This window comes from Microbacterium sp. SCPM-O-B-15248 (M128), from assembly GCF_058214835.1.
On sequence record NZ_JBYQLI010000002.1, the window covers coordinates 11,237 to 22,800 of the forward strand.

The window sequence follows — 11,564 nt, forward strand, 5'->3', positions numbered from 1 at the left end:
ATGTCGGAGGGGGAACCTACACTTGTCGGGTGCCCATCGTTCCAGTCTCGTCCCCCGGAAACACCAGCGGAAAGCTCAGTGTTCGCGGTGCCCGCGTCCACAACCTGAAGAACGTCGACCTCGACATTCCGCGTGATTCTCTCGTGGTGTTCACCGGTCTCTCGGGCTCGGGCAAGTCGAGTCTCGCATTCGACACGATCTTCGCCGAGGGCCAGCGCCGCTACGTCGAATCGCTCAGCGCCTACGCGCGCCAGTTCCTCGGACAGGTCGATCGGCCCGATGTCGACTTCATCGAAGGATTGAGCCCCGCGGTGTCGATCGATCAGAAGTCGACCAACCGCAACCCGCGGTCCACGGTCGGCACGATCACCGAGATCCACGACTACATGCGTCTGCTGTGGGCGCGCATCGGCGTGCCGCACTGCCCCGACTGCGGTGCGCGCATCCAGCGGCAGACGGTGCAGCAGATCGCCGACCAGCTCATGGAGCTGCCCGAGCGGACGCGGTACCAGATCGTCGCTCCGGTGGTGACGCAGAAGAAGGGCGAGTTCGTCGACCTCTTCAAAGAGCTCAGCGCCAAGGGGTATGCGCGCGCCGTCGTCGACGGTGAACTCGTCCAGCTCGCCGAGCCGCCGACACTCAAGAAGAGCTACAAGCACGACATCGCTGTCGTGGTCGACCGACTCGTGGCATCCGGCGACATCCTCGGCCGCGTGACCGACTCGGTCGAGACCGCTCTGGGCCTCGCGGGCGGCATCATGCAGGTCAACTTCGTCGACGAAGAGGGCGACGACGCGTGGCAGTCGTTCTCTGAGAAGCTCGCGTGCCCGAACGGCCACCCGTTGCAGCTGACCGAGATCGAGCCGCGGACGTTCTCGTTCAACGCCCCCTTCGGTGCCTGCCCCGTGTGCTCGGGACTCGGTACGCGCATGTCGGTCGACGTCGACCTCATGCTCGGAGACGAGGAGCTGTCGATCCGCGAGGGTGCGATCCTGCCGTGGACGACCCAGGGCAAGGGACTCTTCCAGTACTACGAGCGTCTGCTCGAAGGCCTCGCGCGCGATCTCGACTTCTCGCTGGACACCCCGTGGAGAGATCTCTCCACGGACGTGCAGAACGCCGTCCTTCGCGGAGAGAACTACAAGGTCACCGTCAAGTGGAAGAACCGCTACGGGCGGGAGATGCGGTACTCGTCCGGCTTCGAGGGCGTCGTACCGTACATCGAGCGGCAGTACCTGCAGGCCGAGTCCGACACGCAGCGTCAGCGCTGGTCGGAGTACCTCCGCGAGGTCCCGTGCGCGGTGTGCGACGGCGACCGCTTGAAGCCCGAGGTGCTCGCCGTGCTCGTGGACGACACGTCGATCGCCGCGGCCTCGCGCATGAGCCTGGCCGACGCGCGCGAGTTCTTCTCGCAACTGACCCTGACCGATCGCGAGGCCACCATCGCCGCCGCGGTCCTGCGCGAGATCCGGGCGCGCCTGGACTTCCTGCTGCAGGTGGGGCTGAACTACCTCAGCCTCGGGCGCGCGGCCGGTACTCTCTCGGGCGGCGAAGCGCAGCGCATCCGCTTGGCCACCCAGATCGGCTCGGGCCTGACGGGCGTGCTCTACGTCCTCGACGAGCCCTCCATCGGTCTGCACCAGCGCGACAACCGCCGACTCATCCAGACCCTCGAGACCCTGCGCGACCTCGGGAACACCCTCATCGTGGTCGAGCACGACGAAGAGACGATCCACGCGGCCGACTGGGTCGTCGACATCGGCCCGCGCGCCGGCGTCGACGGCGGCAATGTCGTGCACTCCGGGCCGCTGGCCCAACTGCTCGACGACGAAAGCTCGCTGACCGGGGCCTACCTCTCGGGACGTCGATCGATCGAGCCGCCGAAGAAGCGCCGCAAGATCGACAAGAAGCGACAGGTCACCGTCGTCGGCGCGCGCGAGAACAACCTGAAGAACGTCACGGTCGACTTCCCACTCGGCGTGCTGACCGCCGTGACCGGCGTCAGCGGCTCCGGCAAGTCCACGCTGGTCAACGGCATCCTGTACGAGGTGCTCGCCTCCAAGCTCAACGGTGCCCGCCGCGTGCCGGGCAAGCACACGCGCGTCACCGGACTCGACAACCTCGACAAGGTCGTGCACGTCGATCAGGCGCCGATCGGTCGCACCCCGCGCTCGAACCCGGCGACCTACACCGGCGTGTTCGACCGCATCCGGACGCTCTTTAGCGAGACGCCCGAGGCCAAGGTCCGCGGTTACCAGGCCGGACGATTCAGCTTCAACGTCAAGGGCGGCCGCTGCGAGGCGTGCTCGGGCGACGGCACGCTGAAGATCGAGATGAACTTCCTGCCCGACGTGTACGTCGACTGCGAGGTGTGCCACGGCAAGCGGTACAACCGCGACACCCTGTCGGTGCATTACAAGGGCAAGAACATCGCCGAGGTGCTCGAGATGCCGATCTCCGAGGCCGCAGAGTTCTTCGAGCCCATCCAGGCCATCCACCGGTACCTCAAGACTTTGGTGGACGTGGGTCTCGGCTACGTCCGTCTCGGGCAGTCGGCCACGACGCTCTCCGGCGGCGAGGCGCAGCGCGTGAAGCTCGCGACCGAGCTCCAGCGTCGCAGCAACGGCCGCTCGATCTACGTGCTCGACGAGCCCACGACGGGTCTGCACTTCGAGGACGTCTCGCTGCTGCTGAAGGTGCTCAACGGGCTCGTCGACAAGGGAAACACCGTCATCGTCATCGAGCACAACCTCGACGTCATCAAGAGCTCGGACTGGGTCATCGACCTCGGGCCCGAGGGCGGCTCGGGAGGCGGCACGATCGTGGCGACCGGAACGCCTGAGCAGGTGGCGCGGGTGGAGGAGAGCCACACCGGCGCCTTCCTCGCCGAACTCCTCGAGACCGGCCGGACCGGAGCGCAGCGCAACACCGCCGAGCGCGAGCCGGAACTGGCCCGCGCGGGAGTGTGACCCGTGGCATCCCGAGAACGGATGTCGCAGCTGCCCTACCGCCCCAAGGCAGGCGAGATCCCCACGAATCCGGGGGTCTACCGCTTCCGTGACGCCGAGGGCCGTGTGCTGTACGTCGGCAAGGCGAAGAACCTGCGGGCGCGGTTGTCGAACTACTTCGCGCCGCTGTACTCGCTGCACGAACGCACCCGACGCATGGTCACGACGGCGACCTCGGTCGAGTGGACCGTCGTCCCCAGCGACGTCGATTCGCTGCAGCTGGAGTACATGTGGATCAAGGAGTTCGATCCGCCCTTCAACGTCCGTTACCGCGACGACAAGTCGTATCCGTTCATGGCGATCACCCTCGCCGACGAGGCGCCGCGCGTGATCGTGACGCGCAACGCGAAGATCCGTGGGGCCAAGTACTTCGGGCCGTACCCGAAGGTCTGGGCGGTGCACGACACGATCGACCTGATGATCAAGGTCTTCCCGATCCGCACGTGCAGCGACGCCTCGTACAAGAAGGCCATGCAGTCCGGCCGCCCCTGTTTCCCGGGGCAGATCGGCCGCTGCGGGGGACCGTGCTCGATGAAGGTCACGATCGCGGAGCATCGCGCGATGGTCGACGACTTCGTCGCCTTCATGTCCGGGGGAGACCAGCGCTTCACCAAAGCCCTCACCGCCCGGATGATGGAAGCCTCGGCCGCCATGGATTACGAGGCCGCTGCGCGCTACCGCGACAAGCTGCAGGCCATCGACGCGGTGCTCGGCAAGAGCGCGCTCGTGCTGGCCTCGGACACGGATGCCGACCTCTTCGGCATCGCCGAGGACGAACTGGCCGCGACCGTGCAGCACTTCGTCGTGCGGGGCGGCCGCGTCCGAGGAGTGCGGGCGACCACGATCGAGAAAGAGATCGACATCTCCGGCGCCGATCTGGTCGATCAGGTGCTCCAGCGCACGTACGGCGACGCCGCCGCCGGTGACATCCCGCGGCAAGTGCTCGTGCCCGAGCTCCCCGACGACGCTGAACAGCTCGAGGCGTGGCTGCGCGAACGCCGCGGTCGTCCGGTGTCGCTGCAGGTGGCGCAGCGCGGGCCCAAGTCCGATCTGCTCAAGACGGCGACGCTCAATGCGCAACAGGCGCTCATGCTGCACAAGACGCGGCGCACGAGCGACTACGTCGCCCGTTCGCAGGCCCTCACCGACCTCCAGGAAGCCCTCGGACTGACCGAGGCGCCGTTGCGCATCGAGTGCTACGACGTGTCGCACCTCTCGGGCACCAATGTCGTGGCATCCATGGTCGTCTTCGAGGACGGTCTGCCCCGCAAAGATCAGTACCGCTCGTTCGGGGTCGCCGAGACCACCGACGACACCGATTCGATGTACCAGGTGCTCACGCGACGTCTGGCCTACCTCGACCGACCCGAAGAGAACGAGCCCGAGACGATCGGCGGCGCCGTCCTCGCGGATGCCGAGAGCCCCGAGGCGACCGCCGACGGCGAGGTCGTGACGACCCGCAAGCGTCCGCGCTTCGCCTACCGTCCGCAGCTGCTCGTCGTCGATGGCGGTCAGCCGCAGGTCGCGGCGGCCGCGCGCGCCCTCGCCGACGCCGGGCACGAAGAGATCGCCCTGTGCGGCATCGCCAAGCGCCTCGAAGAAGTGTGGCTGCCGGGGGAGGACTACCCCGTGATCCTCCCGCGCACGTCGGAGGCGCTGTACCTGCTGCAGCGGCTGCGCGACGAGGCGCACCGCTTCGCCATCACGCACCAGCGCAAGCGCCGCAAGCGCGACATCTCCAGCGTCCTGACCGAGGTGCCGGGGCTCGGCGATACGCGCATCAAGGCGCTGCTCCGACACTTCGGCTCGGTCTCGGCGCTGAAAAACGCCTCTCCCGAGGAGATCACCGCCCTTCCGGGCATCGGGCCGACCCTCGCCGAGGCCATTCACGCGCGCTTGTCTCGCTAGGCTGGGGGTCCCGACGAAAGGGCGATGATCATGCAGACGGCACGGGACGCGTCCGGCGAGGTGCTGATCGTCACGGGGATGTCGGGTGCGGGTCGTTCGACGGTCGCCAACGCCCTGGAAGACCTCGACTGGTACGTGGTCGACAACCTCCCTCCGCGGATGCTGCGACCGCTGCTCGACCTGACCGAGCGCGCGGGCGGAGCCGTTCCGCGGGTGGCAGTGGTGGTCGATGTGCGAGGACGCGGTCTCTTCGGTGATCTTCCCGAGGCGATGCGGGCGCTGCAGGCCGCGCGACAGGTGCGGGTGGTCTTCCTGGATGCCTCCGACGCGGTGCTCGTGCGACGGTTCGAGGCGGTCCGGCGACCGCACCCGCTGCAGGGGGACGGCACGATCCTCGACGGTATCCGCCGCGAACGCGAGCGGCTGACGCCCGTGCGCGAGGCGGCGGACGTGGTGATCGACACCTCGGCGTTCAACGTGCACCAGCTGTCGCTGCAGACGGTCCAGCTCTTCGGCGAAGAAGGGGCCGCGCGGCACACCGTGACGCTGATGAGCTTCGGCTTCAAGTACGGCCTCCCCACCGACGTCGACCTCGTCGCCGACATGCGATTCCTGCCCAACCCGTTCTGGAACGAGCAGCTGCGCCCGCTGACGGGCGAGGACCCCGCGGTGCGCGAGTACGTTCTCGAGCAGCAGGGGGCACGGGAGTTCCTCGACGCCTACGCCGCGGCGCTGCACCCCGTGCTGGAGGGCTATCAGCGCGAGAACAAACGGCACTCGGTCGTCGCGGTCGGCTGCACGGGCGGCAAGCACCGGTCGGTCGTCATGACGCGTGAGCTGGCCGCCCGGCTCGGCGACGTCCCCGGGGTGGCCGTCCGCGTGACTCACCGTGACCTCGGCCGCGAGTAGGCTGTACCCTCGTCCCCGCCGCCTCGACAGCCTCACCCGTGTTGTCGCAGGCGTTGCCCCATCGTCCTGAACCGAGGAGAACCGTGCCGCTGACCGCCGACGTGAAGGCCGAGCTCATCACCGTACGCGACCCGCGTCCGACGGCGCGTGTCGCCGAGCTCACGGCGATCCTGCGCTTCTCCGGGGGCCTGCACTCGATCGCGAACCGTGTCGCCGTCGAGGCGGAGCTGGATTCCGACATCCTCGCGCGCCGCGTCGCCCGCGACCTCATGGAGCTCTACGGCGTGCGGCCCGAACTGCACCACGTGCAGGGCTCGGGGGGACGCACGGGGGGTCACTTCGCCGTCCGCGTCATCGAGGCGGGCGAGACGCTCGCTCGCCAGACCGGTCTGCTCGACCAGCGCCGCCGCCCGGTGCGCGGTCTCCCCAACAAGCTCACCACCGGTTCGCGCCCCGATCTCAGCGCGATCTGGCGCGGTGCGTTCCTCGCCAGCGGCTCCCTGAGCGATCCGGGTCGCTCGGCTGCGCTGGAGATCTCCTGCCCGTCGTCGGAGGCCGCGATGGCGCTCGTGGGCGCCGGTCACCGCATCGGCATCCCGGCCAAGGCCCGTGAGGTGCGCGGGGTGCCGCGCGTCGTCGTGCGCGACGGCGAAGCCATCCGCGGGGCGCTGTACGAGATGGGCGCGCGCCGCACCGCGGGGGAGTGGGATCAGATGCGCCAGCGCCGCGAAGTGCGTGCCGGCGTGAACCGCCTCGTCAACTTCGACGACGCGAACCTGCGCCGCTCGGCACAGGCAGCGGTGGCCGCGTGCGCGCGCGTCGAGCGCGCCCTGGAGATCCTCGGCGACGAGGTCCCCGACCACCTGCAGCAGGCCGGTGAGCTGCGTCTGGCCCACCGCGACGCGAGCCTGGACGAGCTCGGTCACCACGCCGACCCGCCGCTGACCAAGGACGCCGTGGCCGGGCGCATCCGCCGCCTCCTGGCCATGGCCGACAAGAAGGCCGAGGCCGAGGGCATCCCGGGGACCGAGTCCGCGGTCCCGGTGGGTGCCGACGACTGACCGCGTTCCCCTGACGCAGAGTACGGATGCCGAGCCCCTCGGCATCCGTTTTGCGTTACTGCGCGTCATTCGGGGAAGCAACCCCGTGGCCGGTGCGTTGGTCCTCGATAGGATGAACACGTCACCCTCGCTGCGCCGAGGTCTCGGTGCAGCGCCGATTCGGAAGTAGAGAACATGGCGAAGTACACGCTGCCCGAACTGCCCTACGACTACTCCGCGCTGGAGCCTCACATCAGCGCGACCATCATGGAGCTGCACCACAGCAAGCACCACCAGACGTACGTCAACGGCGCGAACACCACGCTCGACCTCCTCACCGAGGCGCGCGAGAAGGGCGATTTCGCGAACATCAACCGCCTGCAGAAGGACCTCGCCTTCAACCTCGGCGGACACACGAACCACTCGATCTTCTGGACGAACCTCTCGCCCAACGGTGGCGACAAGCCCACCGGTGACCTCGAGGCCGCGATCGACGACCAGTTCGGGTCGTTCGACGCCTTCCGCGGTCAGTTCACCGCCGCCGCGCTCGGCGTGCAGGGCTCCGGCTGGGCCGGCCTGTTCTGGGACTCGATCGGCGAGAACCTGATCATCCAGCAGTTCTTCGACCAGCAGGGTCAGATCGTCGCGGGCACCGTCCCGCTGCTCCTTCTCGACGTGTGGGAGCACGCCTACTACCTCGACTACAAGAACGTCCGCGCGGACTACGTCAAGGCGTTCTGGAACATCGCCAACTGGGCCGATGCGCAGGAGCGCTTCGCGGCCGCCCGTGAGAAGACGGCGGGTCTGCTGGTACTGTCGTAAACGGCGTGGGCGTCCCGGTGGACACCCCGCCGGGACGCCGTCGTCCTCCAGCGAATACCGCACTCTCGCGCTTCTCGCGCATGACTGATTCAGGAGAAATTCCGTGACCGTCAAGATCGGAATCAACGGCTTCGGCCGTATCGGACGCAACTACCTCCGCGCGGCTCTCGCGCAGGGCGCTGACCTTGAAATCGTGGCGGTGAACGACCTCACCGACAACAAGACCCTCGCCCACCTGCTGAAGTACGACTCCGTCGGCGGCGTGCTCGCCGAGGACGTCTCGTACACCGAAGACTCCATCACCGTCGGTGACAAGACCATCAAGGTCTTCGAAGAGCGCGACCCCGCGAACCTCCCCTGGGGCGAGCTCGGCGTCGACATCGTCATCGAGTCGACCGGCCGCTTCACCAAGGCCGAGGACGCCAAGAAGCACGTCGCGGGCGGCGCCAAGAAGGTGCTCATCTCCGCTCCCGCGACCGGTGACGACGCCACGATCGTCATGGGCGTGAACGAAGAGACCTACAACCCCGAGACCGACGTCATCATCTCGAACGCGTCGTGCACCACGAACTGCCTCGCCCCGCTGGCGAAGGTGTTCAACGACGCCTTCGGCATCGAGCGCGGCTTCATGATGACGGCGCACGCCTACACCGCCGACCAGAACCTCCAGGACGGCCCGCACAGCGACCTGCGTCGTGCGCGCGGCGCGGCGATCAACATCGTCCCCGCCTCGACCGGTGCCGCCAAGGCGATCGGCCTGGTGCTCCCCGAGCTGAACGGCAAGCTGAGCGGCTCGTCGTACCGCGTCCCGGTCCCCACCGGTTCCATCGTCGACCTCACGATCGTCACCCCCACCGAGGGCCTGACCGTCGACCAGGTCAACGAGGTCTATAAGAAGGCCGCTGCCGAGGGTCGTCTCAACGGCATCCTGCAGTACACCGAGGACCCGATCGTCTCGAGCGACATCCAGGGCAACCCGCACTCGTCGATCTTCGACGCCGAGCTGACCAACGTCAGCGGCAACCTCGTCAAGGTCTCGTCGTGGTACGACAACGAGTGGGGATACTCGAACCGCCTCGTCGACCTGACCGAGTACGTCGCCGAGCGTCTCTGACACTCCATGCCTCTGCGCACCCTCGAATCGCTGGGGTCGCTGGCCGGCACGCGCGTCATCGTCCGTTGTGACCTGAACGTCCCCCTCAAGGACGGCGTCATCACGGACGATGGCCGCGTGCGCGCGTCGTTGCCGACCCTCAACGCCCTGATCAACGCCGGCGCGCGCGTCGTCGTCTGCTCCCACCTGGGGCGTCCCGACGGGTCTCCCGACCCGAAGTACTCGCTCGAGCCGGTCGCGCAGCGGCTGTCCGAGCTTCTCGGCCAGCCGGTCGCGTTCGCCCGCGACACGGTCGGCGAGTCCGCTCGTGACGCGGTGGCGTCGCTGGAAGACGGAGACGTCGCCGTCATCGAGAACCTCCGCTTCAACGCGGGGGAGACCTCGAAAGACGAGACCGAGCGCCAGGCGTTCGCCCGCCAGCTCGCCGAGCTGGGCGACGCGCTCGTCTCGGACGGCTTCGGTGTGGTGCACCGCAAGCAGGCCAGTGTCTACGATCTCGCGCAGATCGTGCCGTCGGCCGCGGGACTCCTCATCCAGAAGGAACTCGAGGTCCTGGACCGCCTGACCGAGAACCCCGAGCGTCCCTACACGGTCGTGCTGGGCGGCTCGAAGGTCAGCGACAAGCTGGGCGTCATCGAGCACCTTCTGCCGCGCGTCGACAAGCTGCTCGTCGGTGGCGGGATGATGTTCACCTTCCTCGTCGCCGAAGGCAGCAAGGTCGGCGCGAGCCTGCTCGAGCAGGACCAGATCGACACCGTGAAGGGCTACCTCGCCACGGCGAAGGAGCGCGGCGTCGAGATCGTCCTCCCCGTGGATGCCGTCGTCGCAGCGTCGTTCTCGGCCGATGCCGAGCACGTCGTCGCCGACGCCGTCGCCCTCGAGGACACCCCGTTCGGTGCGTCCGGGCTGGGCCTGGACATCGGGCCCCGTACGGCCGACCTGTTCGCCGAGGCGATCCGCGACTCGCGCACGGTGTTCTGGAACGGGCCGATGGGCGTGTTCGAGATGGCCGCGTTCGCGGAAGGCACCAAGACGGTCGCGCAGGCGTTGACCGAGGTCGACGGCCTCAGCGTCGTCGGCGGAGGCGACTCGGCCGCGGCCGTGCGTCAGCTCGGCTTCGCGGACGACCAGTTCGGTCACATCTCCACCGGCGGCGGCGCCAGCCTGGAGTTCCTCGAAGGCAAGAAGCTCCCCGGACTGGAGGTCCTCGGATGGCAGTGAACAGAACTCCCCTCATCGCCGGCAACTGGAAGATGAACCTCGACCACCTGCAGGCGGTCGCGTTCGTCCAGAAGCTGCACTGGACGCTGAAGGAGGCCAAGCACGACAAGAGCAGTGTCGAGGTGGCGGTGTTCCCGCCCTTCACCGATCTGCGGACCGTGCAGACGCTCCTGGATGCCGACAAGATCGACTTCGCGCTCGGCGGTCAGGACCTCTCGGCCCATGACTCCGGTGCGTACACCGGCGAGATCTCGGGCCAGTTCCTGGCCAAGCTCGACGCGACCTACGTCATCATCGGGCACTCCGAGCGCCGTCAGTTCCACAACGAGACCGACGAGGTCATCGCCGCCAAGACGCAGGCGGCCCTCCGCCACGGCTTGGTTCCGGTGATCTGTGTCGGTGAGACCTCGGAGGACCTCGAGAAGTTCGGCGCGAGCGCCGTCCCCGTGGGGCAGCTCGAGGTCGCGCTCGAGGGTGTGGCATCCGATGCCGACATCGTCGTGGCGTACGAGCCGGTCTGGGCCATCGGCTCCGGCCAGGCGGCGACCCCGGATCAGGCCCAGGAGGTCTGCGCGAAGCTGCGTGCCGTCGTGGCCGACAAGCTCGGCGCCGACGCGGCGGCCCGCACGCGGGTCCTCTACGGCGGTTCGGTGAAGTCCGGCAACATCGCCGGCTTCATGCGCGAGCCCGATGTCGACGGCGCGTTGGTGGGCGGTGCGAGCCTCGTCGTGGACGAGTTCGCGGCCATCATCCGTTACCAGAAGCACGTCGGAGTCTGACCGATACGGATGCCCGCGGCCCCGCGCCGCGGGCATCCGTATGTCCGCCCCGGCTCCCCGTATACTTGACGCTTGTGCGGTCGCTACCGACCGCCGCGAAAGGCTTTCGACAGTGCAGATTCTCGAGTTCGTCCTGCAGGTGTTCCTGGGCGTGACCAGCCTCCTGCTGACCCTGCTCATCCTGCTCCACAAGGGGCGCGGAGGCGGTCTGTCCGACATGTTCGGTGGCGGTATGAGCTCGGCGATGGGCTCCTCCGGCCTGGCCGAGCGCAACCTCAACCGATTCACGATCGTGCTCGCGCTGGTGTGGTTCATCACCATCGTCGGCCTCGGTCTCCTCACCAAGTTCGCGGAGCTCTGACATGGCCACCGGTGGTAACGCCATCCGCGGCACGCGCGTCGGCGCGGGCCCGATGGGAGAACAGGACCACGGCTTCCACGCCGATCGCGTCGCCGTCTCGTACTGGGACGCCCTGGGCAACGAGACCGTCCGCTACTTCGCCGCGGGTATCCCCGACGACGAGATCCCCGAGACGATCGACTCGCCCCACTCCGGTCTCCCCGCCGGTCGCGACAAGAACAACCCCCCGGCGCTGTCCAAGACGGAGCCCTACAAGACCCACCTGGCCTACGTGAAAGAGCGCCGCACCGACGAAGAGGCGGCCTCGCTCCTCGACGACGCGCTGCAGCAGCTGCGCGAGCGCCGCGGCCAGTAAGAGAACAGAAAAGAGACCGGATGCCGACGGCATCCGGTCTCTTTTCT

Annotated in this window: 10 protein-coding genes; all 10 read left to right on the top strand. The window is 68.0% G+C overall.

Features of this window, described 5'->3' with window-relative positions; all coding sequences use genetic code 11:
* Positions 1 to 29 precede the first annotated feature (29 nt).
* The 10 genes from uvrA to AC3E6M_RS02750 all read left to right on the top strand — a co-directional run bounded on the left by uvrA (position 30) and on the right by AC3E6M_RS02750 (position 11,517).
* A complete protein-coding gene (gene uvrA, locus AC3E6M_RS02705) occupies positions 30 to 2,969 on the top strand; it encodes an excinuclease ABC subunit UvrA (protein WP_138172465.1) in 2,940 nt (979 codons plus the stop codon).
* 21 nt (positions 2,970 to 2,990) lie between these two features.
* Positions 2,991 to 4,916 (top strand): excinuclease ABC subunit UvrC, encoded by a 1,926-nt coding sequence (uvrC, locus tag AC3E6M_RS02710; protein ID WP_138172540.1) that lies wholly within the window; start codon positions 2,991 to 2,993, stop codon positions 4,914 to 4,916.
* Positions 4,917 to 4,940: 24 nt separating this feature from the next.
* Positions 4,941 to 5,825, top strand: coding sequence for an RNase adapter RapZ (gene rapZ / locus AC3E6M_RS02715; RefSeq protein WP_138172464.1), 885 nt, complete (start codon positions 4,941 to 4,943; stop codon positions 5,823 to 5,825).
* An 83-nt stretch (positions 5,826 to 5,908) separates the two neighbouring features.
* The gene (whiA, locus tag AC3E6M_RS02720) at positions 5,909 to 6,886 is read left to right on the top strand and encodes a DNA-binding protein WhiA (protein WP_138172463.1); all 978 of its coding nucleotides are present in this window, start codon (positions 5,909 to 5,911) and stop codon (positions 6,884 to 6,886) included.
* A gap of 174 nt (positions 6,887 to 7,060) precedes the next feature.
* A complete protein-coding gene (locus AC3E6M_RS02725) occupies positions 7,061 to 7,687 on the top strand; it encodes a superoxide dismutase (RefSeq protein WP_138172462.1) in 627 nt (208 codons plus the stop codon).
* 103 nt (positions 7,688 to 7,790) lie between these two features.
* Positions 7,791 to 8,801 carry a type I glyceraldehyde-3-phosphate dehydrogenase gene (gap, locus tag AC3E6M_RS02730; RefSeq protein ID WP_058622786.1) on the top strand — a complete coding sequence of 337 codons (1,011 nt, stop codon included), beginning with the start codon at positions 7,791 to 7,793 and terminating at the stop codon, positions 8,799 to 8,801.
* Between the two features lie 6 nt (positions 8,802 to 8,807).
* A complete protein-coding gene (locus AC3E6M_RS02735; protein WP_490528970.1) occupies positions 8,808 to 10,022 on the top strand; it encodes a phosphoglycerate kinase in 1,215 nt (404 codons plus the stop codon).
* Positions 10,013 to 10,801: a triose-phosphate isomerase gene (gene tpiA / locus AC3E6M_RS02740; RefSeq protein WP_138172460.1), complete on the top strand. Its 789-nt coding sequence runs from the start codon at positions 10,013 to 10,015 to the stop codon at positions 10,799 to 10,801. The genes AC3E6M_RS02735 and tpiA overlap by 10 nt, the downstream gene beginning before the upstream one ends.
* A gap of 112 nt (positions 10,802 to 10,913) precedes the next feature.
* Entirely contained in the window at positions 10,914 to 11,162 is a 249-nt protein-coding gene (gene secG / locus AC3E6M_RS02745; protein WP_138172459.1) for a preprotein translocase subunit SecG, read from the top strand.
* Position 11,163: 1 nt separating this feature from the next.
* On the top strand, positions 11,164 to 11,517 hold the full coding sequence (locus AC3E6M_RS02750; RefSeq protein ID WP_138172458.1) for an RNA polymerase-binding protein RbpA: 354 nt from the start codon (positions 11,164 to 11,166) through the stop codon (positions 11,515 to 11,517).
* Positions 11,518 to 11,564: the final 47 nt, after the last annotated feature.